15 protein-coding genes and 1 pseudogene are annotated in these 16,248 nt (G+C 65.3%); 4 read left to right on the top strand and 12 right to left on the bottom strand.

Features of this window, described 5'->3' with window-relative positions; translation table 11 throughout:
- Positions 1-15 precede the first annotated feature (15 nt).
- From CEY05_RS17020 to CEY05_RS17010, 3 genes are read right to left on the bottom strand one after another with little or no spacing between them, the layout of a single operon-like run.
- Entirely contained in the window at positions 16-345 is a 330-nt protein-coding gene (locus tag CEY05_RS17020; protein ID WP_198952813.1) for a DUF3325 domain-containing protein, read from the bottom strand.
- Entirely contained in the window at positions 345-2,030 is a 1,686-nt protein-coding gene (locus CEY05_RS17015) for a PepSY domain-containing protein (protein WP_158219350.1), read from the bottom strand. Before CEY05_RS17015 ends, CEY05_RS17020 begins: the two co-directional genes overlap by 1 nt.
- Entirely contained in the window at positions 2,027-2,335 is a 309-nt protein-coding gene (locus CEY05_RS17010; protein ID WP_088597620.1) for an iron transporter, read from the bottom strand. Before CEY05_RS17010 ends, CEY05_RS17015 begins: the two co-directional genes overlap by 4 nt.
- A 252-nt stretch (positions 2,336-2,587) precedes the next feature.
- On the opposite strand from CEY05_RS17010, the gene CEY05_RS17005 reads away from it, so the two are divergent.
- Complete coding sequence (locus tag CEY05_RS17005) at positions 2,588-2,794, top strand: hypothetical protein (RefSeq protein WP_088596699.1); 207 nt, start codon at positions 2,588-2,590, stop codon at positions 2,792-2,794.
- Here the strand turns inward: CEY05_RS17005 and CEY05_RS17000 are convergent.
- Positions 2,757-4,187: an MFS transporter gene (locus CEY05_RS17000; RefSeq protein WP_233161574.1), complete on the bottom strand. Its 1,431-nt coding sequence runs from the start codon at positions 4,185-4,187 to the stop codon at positions 2,757-2,759. The genes CEY05_RS17005 and CEY05_RS17000 overlap by 38 nt on opposite strands.
- Positions 4,188-4,260: 73 nt before the next feature.
- On the opposite strand from CEY05_RS17000, the gene CEY05_RS16995 reads away from it, so the two are divergent.
- Positions 4,261-4,965 (top strand): helix-turn-helix transcriptional regulator, encoded by a 705-nt coding sequence (locus CEY05_RS16995; protein WP_088596697.1) that lies wholly within the window; start codon positions 4,261-4,263, stop codon positions 4,963-4,965.
- Positions 4,966-5,030: 65 nt separating this feature from the next.
- Here the strand turns inward: CEY05_RS16995 and CEY05_RS16990 are convergent, their stop codons facing one another.
- The 8 genes and pseudogenes from CEY05_RS16990 to rpmH all read right to left on the bottom strand — a co-directional run bounded on the left by CEY05_RS16990 (position 5,031) and on the right by rpmH (position 13,108).
- Positions 5,031-5,912: a LysR family transcriptional regulator gene (locus CEY05_RS16990; RefSeq protein WP_088596696.1), complete on the bottom strand. Its 882-nt coding sequence runs from the start codon at positions 5,910-5,912 to the stop codon at positions 5,031-5,033.
- Positions 5,913-5,919: 7 nt separating this feature from the next.
- Complete coding sequence (locus CEY05_RS16985) at positions 5,920-7,005, bottom strand: ABC transporter ATP-binding protein (RefSeq protein ID WP_088596695.1); 1,086 nt, start codon at positions 7,003-7,005, stop codon at positions 5,920-5,922.
- Positions 7,002-8,726 (bottom strand): iron ABC transporter permease, encoded by a 1,725-nt coding sequence (locus tag CEY05_RS16980; RefSeq protein ID WP_088596694.1) that lies wholly within the window; start codon positions 8,724-8,726, stop codon positions 7,002-7,004. Before CEY05_RS16980 ends, CEY05_RS16985 begins: the two co-directional genes overlap by 4 nt.
- Positions 8,727-8,843: 117 nt before the next feature.
- Positions 8,844-10,175: an ABC transporter substrate-binding protein gene (locus CEY05_RS16975; protein ID WP_088596693.1), complete on the bottom strand. Its 1,332-nt coding sequence runs from the start codon at positions 10,173-10,175 to the stop codon at positions 8,844-8,846.
- Positions 10,176-10,368: 193 nt separating this feature from the next.
- On the bottom strand, positions 10,369-12,072 hold the full coding sequence (yidC, locus tag CEY05_RS16970; protein ID WP_088596692.1) for a membrane protein insertase YidC: 1,704 nt from the start codon (positions 12,070-12,072) through the stop codon (positions 10,369-10,371).
- 48 nt (positions 12,073-12,120) lie between these two features.
- Positions 12,121-12,432, bottom strand: coding sequence for a membrane protein insertion efficiency factor YidD (yidD, locus tag CEY05_RS16965; protein WP_369825968.1), 312 nt, complete (start codon positions 12,430-12,432; stop codon positions 12,121-12,123).
- Between the two features lie 122 nt (positions 12,433-12,554).
- A pseudogene (locus tag CEY05_RS16960) lies at positions 12,555-12,920 on the bottom strand (ribonuclease P protein component); the annotation flags it as partial.
- A gap of 53 nt (positions 12,921-12,973) precedes the next feature.
- Positions 12,974-13,108, bottom strand: coding sequence for a 50S ribosomal protein L34 (gene rpmH / locus CEY05_RS16955; protein ID WP_057654304.1), 135 nt, complete (start codon positions 13,106-13,108; stop codon positions 12,974-12,976).
- A gap of 389 nt (positions 13,109-13,497) precedes the next feature.
- Here rpmH and dnaA point away from each other — a divergent pair, with 389 nt between their 5' ends.
- Positions 13,498-15,078 carry a chromosomal replication initiator protein DnaA gene (gene dnaA / locus CEY05_RS16945; protein WP_143220481.1) on the top strand — a complete coding sequence of 527 codons (1,581 nt, stop codon included), beginning with the start codon at positions 13,498-13,500 and terminating at the stop codon, positions 15,076-15,078.
- 2 nt (positions 15,079-15,080) lie between these two features.
- Entirely contained in the window at positions 15,081-16,190 is a 1,110-nt protein-coding gene (gene dnaN, locus CEY05_RS16940) for a DNA polymerase III subunit beta (RefSeq protein ID WP_198952812.1), read from the top strand.
- Positions 16,191-16,248 lie beyond the last annotated feature (58 nt).

The following is a 16,248-nucleotide window of genomic DNA, read 5'->3' as shown; positions in this document are numbered from 1 at the left end:
GTTCTTCCCTGAATCTCAGGCCGCGAAGGTCCAGGCCAGCAGTCCCAGGGGCAGGGCGGCGCACACGGCCTGGCGTGCCCATGCAGGGCGATAGGTCAACAGCAGCGCCAACGGCAGCGCGGCCATGGTCAGCGCGCCCAGCCACAGCACCGGGCCTACCGAAGCCCCCCACGCATGGATGGCCGGCCACAAGGCCAAGGCCAGGACCGCATAGCCGACGCTGCGCAACAGACGTCGCGTGCGCACCGGCGGCTCGCGCCGCAGCAGATCTTCGTAGTGACGGTCCATCGACGCGGCAATCGCGCCGAAGCCCGCGAATGCCAGTAGCAGGCAAGCCCACGCCATTATTGCTGTACTCCCATCTCGCGCGACTCCAGGTCACGGGATTGCATGGCCGTGACCGCCGCCGCCGCGCCCGTGGCCGTAACGTGCCCCGCATGCCTGGCCGCGGCTTTACCGGCGCCCCTGCCGGCACCTGAGCCAACTCCCGCGCGCAACTTGCGCACCGCGAAGGCCAGCAGCACCGCCACCGCCATGGCGCTCAATTCAAAGCCGGCGATGCTCCACTGGCCCTGCGCCAGGCTGCGCCACAAGGGCAGCCCGCCGGTCGCCGCATTCAGCACCGGCAGCAGGAACAGCAATACCGCCGCCAGGCAGAGTTGCTCGATCCATGCGCGGCGATGCGTACGCAACAGCGGATGCAGCGCGCACAGCAGCCACACGCAGAAGAAGCCGCGTATTTCCCATAACGAGCGATCCTTCAACGCCGCGGGCAGCAGATGATTGAGCCAGAAGTAGCTGCCGATGGCGACGGTCAGGCCGCCGATCGCGCCTGTGTTGAGGACTTCCACCAGCCGATGGCTGAAAGGCGTGGCGCCTGCCTTGCGCCGTTCAGGCAGGCGTTTGACGACCCACAGGACCAGGCCCGTGGCCACCATCAGCGTGCCCGCAATCCCGGACAGGAAAAAGACCCACCGCAGCGCGGGCCCGGCGAAACGTCCGATGTGCACATTGATCATGGCGCGATAGACGTCCGTACTCCAGGCGGTAGCGGTCTCGGGCGGCGCCTGCAGCGGCAAGCCGTCGGCCGTGTAGAACAACCGGCGTGCCGGATAGTCCGTAAGGCGGTCGCCCGCGGCCGGCCGCACTTCCACGGTGCTGTCCGCCAGCCCGGGATGCTTGACCACGAAAGAGTCGATGCCGCGTCCGTCGAACTTCTGGTCCGCATCGTGCAGGATCCGGTCCAGCGCCAGCACGCCCGCCACCGGCGCGGCCGCATCCGCGGGGCGTTCCAGGCTGGGATCGAACTGGGCACGCCGCTCCTGGTAGAACTGGTTGCGCTGCCCGTCGTAGGCCGCGTCCAGCCCCCAGGGCAGCAGTATGAACATCAGCAGCAACAGGCCCGTGAAGGTAAGGACGAAGTGGAACGGCAGGCCCAGCACGGCCATGGCGTTGTGTGCGTCCAGCCACGAGCGCTGGCCCTTGCGCGGACGGAACGTGAAGAACTCGGTGAAGATCTTCTTGTGCGTGATCACGCCGCTGATGATGGCCACCAGCATGAAGAACGCAGCGATGCCGGCGATGATGCGTCCGGTGTAGACCGACATGCCGTAGAACTCGAAGTGGAAGCGGTAGAAGAAGTCCGCCCCGCGCGTCTCCGGCACTTGCAAGACTTCACCCGTGCCCGCGTCCAGCATGACGGCCTCACGTCCCCGTCGGCCTTGCGCCGCGCCCTTGGCCCGCCAGCTGGCCTCCACGGCAGGTTGGCGCGCGGTGGGCAGGTCGATGGTCCATTGTTCGGCGTCGGGGGCCAGCTTGCGCAACGCCGCCACCGCGCGATCGGCGGTCTGCGCGTCGGCGAAGGAATGCTGCACCGGCGGCTTCATCCAGGCGGTGATCTCGTCGCGCACGTAGCTCAGCGTGCCGGTCAGGAACATGGCGAACAGGACCCAGCCCAGCAGCAGACCGGTGTAGGTATGCAGCCAGGACATGGACTGGCGCAAGCCTTCGACCTTGCCGTCGGGCCTCATGCCAGCGCTCCCATCAGCAACCGATCCAGGGCGTAGCACAGCAGCGTGCCGCCCAGCACCCAGCTCCATGCGCGCCTGGCGCTGGCACTGGCGAAGACCACCAATACCGCGATGGCGTAGACCAGGAACCCGACCATCGTTGCCGCCAGCGCGGCGTCGGCGCGCGTGACCGCGGGCAGCAGCAGATGCCCGGTGAGCGTGGTCGCGGTATAGGCAAACAGATAGCCGGCCGGACCGGCGGCCAGGACGCGCGACAGCACGGCGCAGCGATAGGCAAGAGGCAGATGGGAAGCTTTTGCGGACATCGGGAATCGGTGGCTCACGCGTCATGCGGAGCGCGCGCGGCCTATTTTTTCGGCAAACCCCGGATTCTAATACAAATGAGAGCTATTTCTATTCATTGAAACATCTGTCGCTCATCGATGCGTCCACCCCCACGCGGCGTCGTTCGTCGCCATCGTTGCTGCGGCGACCTCATCAATGAGCAGCGAGCGCCGGGCGCTGCGACGGCATGGTGCTTGCGGCCGAGGTGTTTCATCCCTAGACAGGAGAAACGCATGTTCAACCAGCCCAACACGAATCGCAACGCGCCGCGCCCTTCACCGCGTGACGACTTGAAGCAGGACGTACCCGACATGGATCATCCGCCGCGGGCAGGCCGGCACGATCAGCCTGGCTTCGATCAAGCCAATCGCGCCGCCGACAACGAGGCGCGCAGCGGTGAGCCTACGCATCGTCCGAATGCGCCGGACGCGACCAAATAGGACGGCGCGAGTACGACAGCAGGGCCGCGATGGCGGCCAGCTGCACGGCCGCGGCAGCGGGGAACAGCCATGTGGGGCCGCCGCTGTCGCGTAGCAGGCCGAACAGTGCCGGCGCGAACGCATACGTGCCTTGCGACACCGCCACGATCAAGGGGATGACCCGTTGCGCATCGGCGCGGGTGAACTCGGTCTGCGCAATCAGTGGCGGCAGGGAAGTGGCATTGCCGATGCCGGAACCGAACAGCAGCAGCCCCGTCCAGCGCAGCGCGACCACCCAGGTGCTACCTGTCATCGATGGGATCGCAGCGTCAGATGACGCAAGCCATACACTCAATAGCAGGGCGATGACGCCGGCCGCCTGCAGGCCATAGGCAATCGCGGCGACCCGGCGACGGTCGGTGCCCGGAGGCATCACCTTGCCCACCACTGTACGGCCTGCTATCGCGCAGGCGGTGCAAAAGCCCATCGCCACGCCGGCGGCTTTTTCACCCATCACCGGCACCAGCAGCGAATACAGATGGGCGATCAGGCCGATCTGCGCAAACAGCCCCAAGGCCATGCCGGCGCACAAGGTGAGAAAACGCCGGTCGCGCCACACGTTAGCCACGGGGGCAGGCAAGGATGCGTTGTCTGCCTGAACGGCCGCGCCGACCGCCGCGCATCCAGCGGATCGGGTGGCTGTCGCTGCTACTGTCGCCGACATGACAGCGGCAGCCGTGGCCGCACTACAGACATCTCCGCCCTTCATGCCCGGTCGGCTGACAGTACTACTTGCGCCATCCGCTGCCTGCCCCTTGGACGCAGGCGTATGGCGGAACACGCTCACGGCCAGCCCTGCCATGACGGCCACCATCACGACACCTACGGCCGCCGCGGCAGCAGCGAATCCCAGGCCGCCGATCAGCAGCACCCACAAGGGCGAGAACACCACGCCACCCAGGCTGGCGCCGTTATAGGCCATGCCTAGCGCCGCCGGCCGCCGCGCGGCGTACCAGGGCGCGATCAATGCGTTGACCGCCGCGGCCCCCATCGTCACCCATCCCGCGCCGCTCAAGCTCGCCGCCAGGAACAGTTGCGCCGGTGTCGCGGCGATGCCCCAGCCATACACGCCCAATGCCAGCACCACGGCCCCCGCCACCGTGACCCGCGCCACCCCCACGCGCCGGTAAAGCCTGGGCAGGTTGGCCACCACGAAGGCGCCCAACACGAAATGCCAGGTGACGGCGGCCGACGCCCACGCCACATCGGCCGCGCCGCGCTGCACCACGGATTGCAGATAAACGGGCGGCCCGTAGAACCCCACGCCCCACCCGAAGACCGCCAGCACGAAGGTGGCCGCGATCACTTTAGGGCCGAAGAACGCCCCCTCCCGCGCGGCAATGCTCATCGACATGTTTTTCTTGTAGTCATGGACAGGCCACCAGTATGCTGCAGCAACGTATCCATACTTCGACCTGGATCGAATCATGTCCGACACTGCCCATCCCGCCGCCGACGCTGACGCTGACGCCGTCGACAGCCAGCTTGCCGCGGTGGCCGCCGCCATCGGCGACCCTGCCCGCGCCCGCATGCTGTGCAGTCTGCTCGATGGTTGCGCGCGCACGGCCACTGAACTGGCCGCCGTCGCCGACATCGGCACCTCCACCGCCAGCAGCCACTTCACCCGCCTGCGCGAACAGGGCCTGGTGGCGCAGACCACGCAAGGCAAGCACCGCTACTATCGCCTGGCCAATGCGGACGTGGGTGCGGCGTTGGAAGCCTTGCTGGTCGTCGCCGGTGTGCGGGCCACGCCCTTCAAGCCACGCACGCCACCGGACCTGTGCGAAGCGCGCACCTGCTACAAGCACATGGCGGGTGCCGTGGCGGTGCGGGTGCACGATGCCTTTCTCGCGCAAGGCTACCTGCGATCCCGCGCCGGGCAGTATGTCCTGACCACCGCCGGGAAAGACTATCTGCGCGGCATCGGCCTGGACGCTGACAGCATCCACAAGACTCGGCGCAGCTTCGCGCACCCCTGCCTGGACTGGAGCGCGCGGCGGCCTCATATCGGCGGTGCCTTGGGTGACGCACTACTGGCGCATTTCATCGCGCGCAAATGGGTGGAGCGGCAAGGGGACTCGCGCGCGCTGCGCCTGACCCGCAGCGGAGAGAAAGCACTGGCCTTCGATTGAAGGTCGTTCGATCGCGACCCTAATGCAAGCCGCCATCTTGTAAGCCGACAGCTTGCAGGCCGACATCAAGCCAGCCAGACCTCTCTTACCATCGACTCCAACGCCACCACCAGCGGCTCCGCCGCGCGGTCCGGCGACACGATGAACCCCAGCGTAGCGTCGGCGTGCACATTGCTCCACACCGTGCAATCGCCCGCCGCCGCACCCTGCAAGGCGGTTTCCTCGCGCAGCAAGGCGCAACCGGCATCGGCGCGCACCAAAGCCATCAGGTTCGCCTGATCATCGTTGCGCATCACCACCCGCGGACTCAAACCGTGCCGCTCGAACAAGTCGCGCAACAGCAGGTGCGTGTGGCTGCCGGCTGGCCCGTCCAGCCACGGCAGCTGCGCCAGCTCGCGCCACCCACCCTTGCGCAGGGTATCGGCCAGGGACCGCGGCAATGCCACGCGATAGCGCACGCTGCGCAAGGCCATCCATTGCAGCCCACGCGGCGGCGCGGCGGCCAGCGTCAAGGCTGCCGCCAGACGCCCATTCGCGACCTGGTCGGCCAGGATCTCGGCTGGCATCACATGCGTCTTCAATTCCACCAGCGGTAACTGGCGCATGACCGTCGCCGCCAATTCTCCCAGCCGCAGGAAGTCCGGCTGTTCGCTGGGCACGCCCAGTTCCAGCACACCGTGCAACTCGCCTTGCAAGGCCTGCGCCGCCGACTTCAGCTGATTGCCCAGGGCCACCAGCTGTTCCGCCGTCTCCAGCAGTGCCTCGCCGGCCTTGGCCAGCGCCAGGCGGCCGCCGCTGCGGTCGAACAGCGCCACCCCCAGGCTCTGCTCAAGCGCCTTGATTTGCGCAGTCACCGCCGGCTGCGTCAAGGACAGGGCTTCCGCCGCGCGCGTCACGTTGCCCAGGCGTGCCACCTTGATGAAGGCGCGGATCTGATAGATCTCCATGCCGCCGTCAGGCCGCCAGCAGGCGCACCTGGCTGGGCTCCAGGCCCAACGCCACCGGCGCGCCTATGGGAAAGATCGACAGCCCCGCCAGATGCGACTGGTCGGCGGTGATGCACTGCTCGCCTATCATCACCTGGTAGCGCGTGAACTCGCCCTGGAACTCGCTGGCATGCACGACACCCGGCAGCCACACGTAGCGGGCATCGGGCGCGCCCCCGGCCAGGTCGATACGCACCGTGTGCGGCCGGAAGCTGGCCGCCAGGCGCGGGGCATCGGGCAGGTCGCCGTTGACCGGCAAGTGCAGGTCGCCCACGCCATCCACCGACAGCACCACGCCCTGGCTGGCGCGTTCCTTGACGGCGCCTTCGAGCACATTCATCGTGCCGACGAAGTTGGCCACGAAGCGGTTCACGGGGAAGTCGAACAGATTGTTCGGCGAACCGATCTGCTGCACCACGCCGTGATCCAGCACCGCCATGCGATCGGCCGTGGTCATGGCCTCTTCCTGATCGTGCGTCACGAAGATGGTGGTGATGCCCAGGCGCCGCTGCAGCGCCAGCAACTCGCGCCGCATCTGCACGCGCAGTTTCTTGTCCAGGTTGGACAAGGGTTCGTCCAGCAGCAGCACCTGCGGCTCGATGACGATGGTGCGTGCCAGCGCCACGCGTTGTTGCTGGCCGCCGGACAACTCGTTGGGCCGGCGCTTGGCATATTGCGACAACCCCACCAATGCCAGCGCGGCTTCGGTACGTTCGCGCTGTTCGGCGCGCGGGACCTTGCGCTCGACCAGACCGAATGCCACGTTGTCGTACACCGTCATGTGCGGCCAGAGCGCATAGCTCTGGAACACCATGCCGATATTGCGCTTCCACGGGGGAATGCCCGTGACGTCCTTGCCGTCGACCAGTAACTGGCCGCTTTCATGCTGGTTGAAGCCGGCGATCAGGCGCAGCAGGGTGGATTTGCCCGATCCGGACGGTCCCAGCAGGGCAAAGAACTCGCCGGGCTCGATGGTGATGTTCAGGTTCTTGAGCACCTGCGTTTTGCCATAGGACAGCGATATGTCCCGGCATTCGACACCGACCTTTTTCATAGTGCCTCCAACTCTTCGTTATTGTTCGTCCGCGCCGGCCGTTGCCGCGCGGTGGAGCGCTGCACCAGCACGTGGCTCGCGTAGGTGCCGATGGCGACCGCCACCACGGCCAGCACCCCCAGCGCCGCGCCAGGGCCGCGTCCCGAAGCGCTCTGCATGTACAGATAGATGCCATAGCTCATGGGCGCCTGGCTTTCACGCGTCACCAGCATGATCGTGGCCGACAACTCGACCGCCGCCGTGATGAAGCTGGTGACGAATCCCGCCAGCATGCCGCCAGCCATCAAGGGCACGACCACTCGCCGGATAGTACGCCAACGGTTGGCGCCCATGGACTGCGCGGCCTCTTCCAGCGAGACGTTGATCTGCTGCAGCGAGGCGACGCAGGAGCGCAAGGCGTAAGGCAGGCGCCGCACCGAGTACGCGATCATGATCAGCACCCAGGATCCGGTGAGCATGGTGCCCGTGAAGGGAATCTCGACGCCGCGGAAAGTGCGGAGCAGTCCGATTGCCAGCACGATGCCAGGTATGGCCAGCGCCGCGGAAGCCAGCCAGTCCAGCCACTGGCGGGCGGGCAGCCGTGTGCGCAGCAGCAGATAGGCGATGGCGGTGCCGAGAACCACGTCCAGGCCCGCGGCCAGGCCGCAGTAGAGCAGGGTGTTGGCGATCATGCCGCTGGAATCCTGGAACACCGAGGCATAGTGGGCCAGCGTATAGCCATCGGGCAGCGGCGCGTAGCTCCACACGCTGGCGAAGGACAGCAGCAGCACGCCGATGTGCGGCGACAGCACCAGCAGCAGCACCAGGAAGATCCAGCCGTAGGCCAGCGCGCTTTCCATCGGCCGCAGGCGGCGCTTCTGGATCGAGCCGCCGCCTTTCTGCAGCGTCGAATAATCCTTGCCAGTGAGCAGGCGCGTGGACAGCCACAGCGAGCCGATCGAGAACGCGATGATGATGACGCCGATCACATAGCCCAGGGGATCTTCCAGGCCGACCTGGGTGATACGCAGGTAGGCCTGCGGCGCCAGCATATTGGTCGCACCCAGCACCAGGGGCGTGCCAAGGTCATCGAAGACCTTGATGAACACCAGCGAGGCGCCAGCCACGAAACCCGGCAGGGCCAGCGGGAAGATGATGCGGCGGAACAGGCGGAAGCCGCGCGAGCCCAGGTTGAAGGCCGCTTCTTCCATCGACCCGTCGATATTGCGCAGCGCCACCACCAGGTTCATCAGGATGAAGGGGAAGTAATGTAGTGCCTCGACGAAGATGACGCTGTTCAGGCCCTCCATCAGCGGCAGATTGATATCGAACCAGTCGCCCAGCAGCAGGTTGACGCTGCCCGAGCGGCCGAATATCAGCTGCATCGCCACCGCGCCGACGAAGGGCGGCATGATCAGGGGCAGCACGCCCAGCGTCTGGATGATCAAGGCGCCGCGGAACTCGAAGCGCACGGTGAAGTACGCCAGCGGCACGGCGATGAGCGATGCCAGCAGCGTCGACCAGCCGGCGACATAGAGGCTGTTGAAGAAGGCCTCCTGCATCAAGGGCTGGTTGAAGAAGGAGCGGAAGTGCCCCAGGGTGAAACTGCCGTCGGCGTTGACGAAGGCCGTGTGGAACACCATGGCGACCGGCACCACCAGGAACAGCAACAGAAAGGCCAGCACCAGCAGCGCGACCGCCGCCGGCCCCTTGCTCAAGCCGAGGGGAGAAGAATTTCGCATGCGACATCCGGAATGCGGGGAACGGACGCTGGCCGTCACCGCGGGAAGCGCGGCCCGCCGGTTTGCGCGGGCGGGCCGGGGAGGGGAATGAAAGGGGGAGAGAACCGCGCGCCGCGCCTACAGCGCTGCTGCCTGGCCCGCCAGCTTCACCGCTTCGTCGTAGTTGGCGCGGGCCTTGCCGTTCCACTCGCCTTCCAGCTGCGTGATCTTCTGGCTGACCGACGCATCGCGCTTGTCGCCCGAGAACAGCTTCTGGAACACCGGATCGGCCGCCTGCTTTTCATCGACCAGGGGATCCCAGGCCAGCTTGCGGGCTTGCGCCAGCAGCTCCGCGGCCTTGCCTGACCTGGCCTTGTCGCCGAGCTTGCGTTCAGCGTCATAGATGGCCTTGGTGGCCTGCTGCAACTCCTTCAGGCGGAAGGTGATGGTCTGGTCGTAGAGCGACTGCACCACGTAGTAGCGCGACTGCGACAGATCGACGTCGAAGTGCACCTTGCTGCGCTTGGCGATTTCCGCCGGATCGGGATAGCCGTCCGGGATCTTGCCCTTGAGTTCGCCATAGGGCAGCACGGGCAGGCGCGAAATCTTCGGATCCAGCAGCAGTTCCTGGCCCGGCAGGCCCAGCGAGTAGCGGATGAACTGTTTGGCTTCCTCGGTGTTCTTGGCGCCGGCGATCAGCGCGATATTGGCCGGCACGATGGAGGTTTCGGAGGGATAGACGAACTCCACCGGGAACTTGGAGAATTTGCTCGACAGTCCGAAAAAGTCGATCACCGGTCCGGCGCCGAACTGGCCGTTGTTGACGCCGTCCGGTACGCCGAAGGAACGCTCGGTCACCGCGCTGCTGTTGCCGGACATGCGCAGCAGCGTGCGCCAGCCTTCGTTCCAGCCTTCGCCTTGCAGGATGGTCTCCGCGGTCAGGTGCATGGTGCCCGAGCGGGACGGCGACGTGATGCCCACGTGGCCGAACCAGGCTGGTGCCAGCAGGTCCTTCCATTCGACCGGCGCGGCCAGCTTGTGCGCTTTCAGGTAGCGCGTGTTGTACATGATGCCGTAGCCGGCCAGGGCCTGGCCGAAGTACAGGCCGTTGGTGTCGTTGATGGGGAAGCTGCCGATCTTGTCCGGCACCTTGGGGTTGGCCAGGTCGCTGGCCTTGGCCAGCAGCTTGGCCTGCCCCAGCAGTTCGAAGGCATCGGGGGCGCTGGCCCAGAACACATCGGGCCGCTGGCCGGCGGGGGTTTCACGTACGTAGGCAATACCGGCGACGGTGTTCTTGTTGAGGAATTCCAGGGTGATGCCGGGATGGCTTTTCTCGAAGGCAACCTTGTAAGCCTGGGTCAAATCCTTGGGAAAGGAAGTAATCACCGTCACCGTCCCGGCCTGCGCGGCCACGCCGGTCAGGGCAAGGCTGAGCGCAAGGGTGGGTGCGAGGCGTCGCAAGCTGGACATGGTTGTCTCCTTATAGTCATTTATCGTGCGCCAACCATAAGGCCCGTGCCGTCCAGCGTCCAATCAGAAATTTTGATGCGGGGTATCAGAGCCGGCAGGTGTAGGGACACCGACGCTGTAAATGAAGAAAGCCACCGAATTTCGGTGGCTTTCCAGTCGATGCGAGAAATCTGGTAACTCGCTATCTTGCCGCTTACTTCGCGGCGGCTGCCTCGGTTTCACGCTTCAAGCGACGCGTGATGGTCCATTGCTGCAGGATCGACAAGGTGTTGTTGACGCACCAGTACAAGACCAGGCCGGCCGGGAACATGAACATCATGCCGCCGAACACCAAAGGCATGATCATCATGACCTTGGCCTGCACGGGATCCGGCGGCGTCGGGTTCAGTTTGATCTGCAGGAACATCGTGGCCATCATGATGGCAGGCAGGATGAAATACGGGTCATGCACCGACAGGTCATGCACCCAACCCAGCCACGGCGCACCACGCATTTCCACGCTGGCCAGCAACACCCAGTACAGCGAGATGAACACGGGGATCTGCACCACCATGGGCAGGCAGCCGCCCAGCGGATTGATCTTCTCCGTGCGATACATCTCCATCATGGCGGCGTTCAGCTTCTGCTTGTCGTCGCCATACTTTTCTTTCAGGGCCTGCAAGCGCGGAGCCACCTGTTTCATGCGCGCCATCGAGCGATAGCTGGTGGCGGCCAGGGGATAGAACAGAGCCTTGACCAGCACGGTCAGCGCAACGATCGTCCAGCCCCAGTTGCCCAGGATGGAATGCAGCCAGGTCATCAGCGCGAACAGCGGCTTGGCGATGATGGTCAGCACGCCATAGTCGACCACCAGTTCCAGGCCGGGCGCCAGGGCAGACATCGCCTTCTGGTCCTGGGGTCCGATCCACAGATGCGAATCCACCGTGGCCGAGGCGCCGGGCGCCACGTCACCCACCGATTCCACCGTGCGGGCGGCGAACAGGTTCGGCGCCACTTCCAGCAGTTCGTTGCTGCGAGTCTTGCCTTGAGGCGGGATCCAGGCCGTGGCGAAGTAATGCTGCACCACGCCGATCCAGCCGTTGTCGGCCTGCTTGATGTAGCTGGCTTTCTTCTTCTCGATGTCGGAGAACGTGGCTTTCTGGAACTTGTCCTGGTCCGAATAGACCGCCATGCCCGTGAACGTGTGATAGAAGCTGGACGTATCGGGCGGGTTGTTGCCGTCACGCTGCAGTTGCAGGTACAGGGCCGGGCGCAGCGGATCGGTGCCCGTGTTGGTCAGGTCGTGACGCACGTCGATGTCGTAGCGGCCACGATGCAGCGTGTAGGTCTTGGTGACCTTCAGGCCGCCCGATTCCGCTTCGAACACCACGGCCAGCGAGTCGCCGGTCAGCGAACGCTCCGAGGAAACCATGCGGAACGGCGTCTGGTGGGTGGGAAAGCCCTGGGTGCCGGCCGAACCGACCACGCCGGACTGCACCTGGTATTGCAGGTCCTTGGAGTCGTCCAGCAACACCGTCGGCTGGTCGTCGTGATTGGCGTCCGGGAACTTCAACAGTTCGGCACGGACCACTTGGGCGCCGGTGGTGTCGAAGGTCAGGCGCAGGACGTCGGTGGTGATGACCACGCGCTGCGATTGGGCAGCCTGGGCCGCCGCGGCGGTAGGCACGCCACCGGCCGCCGCCGCGCCAGGCGCGCTGGATCCAGCCGGAGCGGAAGGAATGGCGGTGGTGGGGGAGGCCGGCGTCCCGTTCTGCGGGCTGGCGGGGGCCTGGGCCGTGGCCGCGGGCGGCGTGCCACCGAACAGCGAGGGCTTGCCGTTATGGACTTGCCAGTTGTTCCAAAGGAGCAACAGCGAGAACGAAAATATCATCCAAAGGATGGTGCGTCGGATATCCATGGCGCCTACAAGGTGAAAGCGAGACCAGCAAAGCCCGCCAGTTTAGCGTTAATCATGACCGGCACGGTGGCAATGGGAGCCGCCACAGGGGCCGGAAGTTCCCGGAGCGGGCGGAACGGGGTCCAATCCGCCAGGGCTCCAGGGGTGGCAGCGCCCGATACGCCGCGCCGCCAGCCACACGCCGCGCAGCGCGCCGTGGGTTTCGATGGCTTCGATGGCGTAGGCCGAACAGGTTGGGGTGAATCGGCATTGCCGCCCGATCCAGGGACTGAGAAAAAAACGGTAGAACCGGATCGGCGCGATCAGCAGCGCGATCCACAGGGAACGTGCCGATATCGAACGCACTGAAAGCGCGCGCATCATGGCTTGGCGACCTCAGGCGGCGCTGCCTCGGCAGCCGGCTGCGGCGATGCCACCACGGGAGCAGCCCCAGGCGGCCTGCCCGGCTTGCCGCCCGCGGCGTCCCCGCGCGGCGCCGGCACTCGGCCTATGCGTTCGAAGTGGGTATCCACTTCGGCGCGCGCCAGCCGTTTCAGCGCCGTCAGCGACATGCTGGGCACGCGAGCATGCAGCCGGACGACATAATCGGCCGGCCGCAAGCCGTGTCGGCAGTGGCGGAAGGATTCACGGATGACCCGCTTGAGCGCATTACGCGTCACGGCCAGCGCGGCATTGCGCTTGGCAATGACCAGGCCCAGGCGAGCACAGGCCTGCCCAGGCGCTTGCGTGCTGGCGGCGGAAGTCACCATGAAAAACGCCCCTCGTGCCAGCCGGCGGCCCTTGAGGGCGGCGGCAAACTCGGAGGGGCGGTGCATCCTCGCCCCCGGGGGAAGCGTGGTGCGCGGCATGTCAGGCGCTGGCGCCGGCACGAGGGCCGGTGCCTCGGATCGCGGCGTGGCGATCAGACGGCCAGACGCTTGCGGCCCTTGGCGCGGCGAGCGTTCAGGACGGCGCGGCCGCCGCGGGTTTTCATGCGCACACGGAAACCATGGGTGCGCTTGCGGCGGGTAACGGAAGGTTGGAAGGTGCGTTTCATGGAAGGTCCACAAAAAGAACAAAATTTACGGGGGGCGCGTCCTGGTACCAGCCACACTTTCTTTCAGTGCGGCCGCCGCGACGCTGCCAGTCGACACGGCCTGCTTGTCCATCCACGTCCTGGTGGACGTAGGCGAAGGCAAAGCCAGTTTCTGGGTCCGGAGTTCCGGAACCGAATTTCTTATTACGAAGATTTTTGCCTTGGGTCCACGGGCGCGCTGCGCCTGTAGGGTGCCCCTGGGGCATGCAAAATTCGGTAAAGCCCATCATTTCAGCAAGTTTTCCCTATCTTGTCAAACAGTTAGGGGCCACTTCCGGGCAGCCGGCTACTCAGGCCTGTGGATAAGTACAGCCCGGGCAAGGTAGAATCGAGGTTTAGACAAGAGCGACATGAAAGAATTCTGGCAGACCTGCGTCAGTCGTCTTGAGCAGGAAATCCCCCCCCAGCAAATCAGCGCGTGGATACGTCCGCTGGTGCCGGTTGCGTTCGACGAAGCGCAGGCCGTTTTGCGCATTTCCGCACCCAACCGCTTCAAGCTGGATTGGGTACGCAAGAATTACGCTCAACAGATTGAGTCGCTGGCCGCTGAATGGTTCCAACGTCCCGTCCAGGTGCAGTTCGAGCTGCCGGCCGGTGCAGGCGGCCGCCTGCCGCTGGCGCCGCGTCCGCGCGCGGCCAATCTCGCCGGCACGGGTGTCAGCGGCGCGGCGGCAATGGCTGCCGCCAATGCGGCCTCCGCCGCCGCCGCGGCGAACGCAGCGGGACAGGACGTGGCCACAGGCTTGAATGGAACGGCCCATGGCGGCTCCCAAGGCGCGGCCAACGGTGGCGGCACCGGCATGAGCGGCAGCCTGGCCGATGGCCTGGGCCATGCCCCGTCCGTCGCGCCGGCGCCGCCTCCCTCGCTGCCGCCGGCCAACAGCGAGGCGGCCAACATCGTCTACGAACGTTCGCGCCTGAACACGGACCTGACGTTCGAGAACTTCGTCACCGGTAAAGCCAACCAGCTGGCCCGCGCGGCCGCGCTGCAAGTGGCGGAAAATCCCGGCATCTCCTACAACCCGCTGTTCCTGTATGGCGGTGTGGGACTGGGCAAGACCCACTTGATCCACGCCATCGGCAACGCCATGGTGGCGGCGGGCACCGGCGTGCGCGTGCGCTACGTGCATGCGGACCAGTACGTGTCCGACGTGGTGAAGGCTTACCAGCGCAAGGCGTTCGACGATTTCAAGCGCTACTACCATTCGCTCGACCTGTTGCTGATCGACGATATCCAATTCTTCTCCGGCAAGAACCGGACTCAGGAAGAATTCTTCTACGCCTTCGAGGCGATGGTCGCGCAGCGCAAACAGATCATCATCACCAGCGATACCTATCCGAAGGAACTGGCCGGCATCGACAGCCGCCTGATCTCCCGCTTCGACTCGGGCCTGACCGTGGCCATCGAACCGCCGGAACTGGAGATGCGCGTCGCCATTCTGCTGCGCAAGGCCGAATCCGAAGGCGTGCCCATGCCCGAGGAGGTGGCGTTCTTCATCGCCAAGCATCTGCGCAGCAACGTGCGCGAGCTGGAAGGCGCCCTGCGCAAGGTGCTGGCGTACGCCCGCTTCCATGGCCGCGACGTCGTCACGGTGGATGTTTGCAAGGACGCGTTGAAAGACCTGCTGTCGGTGTCCAACGGCCAGATCACGGTGGAGAATATCCAGAAGACCGTGGCGGATTTCTACAAAATCAAGGTCGCCGACATGTACTCGAAACGGCGCCCTGCGAATATCGCGCTGCCGCGCCAAGTGGCCATGTACCTGGCCAAGGAGCTGACGCAGAAAAGCTTGCCGGAGATTGGGGATCTCTTCGGGGGCCGGGACCATACGACGGTGCTGCATGCCGTGCGCAAAATCTCGGATGCCCGGGCCAAGCTTGCTGAACTTAACCATACCCTGCACGTGTTGGAACAAACTCTAAAAGGATGAACATGCAACTCGTACAAACCACACGCGATGCATTGCTGAAACCGCTGTCGACCGTGGCGGGCATCGTCGAAAGACGGCATACGCTACCCATCCTGGCGAACATCCTGATGCGCAAAGAGGGGAGCCGGGTGTCGTTTATCGCCACCGACCTCGAAGTGCAGATCACCACGCACGCCGATTTCGGCGTGGGCGGCGACAACGAGTCCATCACGGTGGCCGCGCGCAAGCTGGTGGATATTCTGAAGGCCCTGCCCGACACCGGCGACATCAAGCTGGCCTTGAACAGCAACAAGCTGGCAGTGCAGACCGGCAAGAGCCGCTTCGCGCTGCAGACGCTGGCCGCCAGCGAATTTCCCACCGTGGCCCAGCCCGAGCAGTGGGATGTGTCCTTGAGCGTGTCGCAGAAATCGCTGCGCCATCTGCTGAACATGGTGCACTTCGCGATGGCCCAGCAGGACATCCGCTACTACCTGAACGGCATGCTGCTGGTGTTCGAACCGGGCCGTGTGCGCGCCGTGGCCACCGACGGCCACCGCCTGGCGCACAGCTCCACGGAAGCCGACGGCATTGCCGAGCGCCATGAAGTCATCGTGCCGCGCAAGACCGTCCTGGAAATGCAGCGCCTGCTGGACGACAGCGACGCCGTGGTCGATATCGACGTGGCGCCGGGCCAGATCCGTTTCCGCTTCGGCGATGTGGAGCTGGTGTCCAAGCTGGTCGAAGGCAAGTTCCCGGATTTCACGCGCGTCATTCCGACGTCCTACACGCGCCATTTCCTGGTCAATCGCGAAGCCCTGCAAGGCAGCCTGCAGCGCGCCGCCATCCTGACCACCGACAAGTTCAAGGGCGTGCGCCTGCAGTTGGCGCAGAACGTGATGAAGATCTCCTCGACCAACGCCGAGCAGGAAGAGGCGCAGGAAGAGATCGACATCGACTACGGCCACGAGGCGCTCGATGTGGGCTTCAACGTCAGCTACCTGCTGGACGTGTTGAACAACATCAAGGTCGAGGAAATCAAGTGGTCCGTGATGCCCGACCAGAACGCATCCGCGCTCATCACGCTGCCTGACGACGAGCAGTTCAAGTACGTCGTCATGCCGATGCGCATCTAAGCGAAGAACGTGCCCTGGGCCGGGCCCGCATGGAGCCGGTCCAGGGCACGTCCTTCGC

It is taken from the genome of Achromobacter sp. HZ34, assembly GCF_002209485.1.
Taxonomy (GTDB): Bacteria; Pseudomonadota; Gammaproteobacteria; order Burkholderiales; family Burkholderiaceae_B; genus Bordetella_C.
The sequence above is the reverse complement of the archived record's forward strand: the minus strand, read 5'-3'. Positions and strand labels throughout refer to the sequence as shown.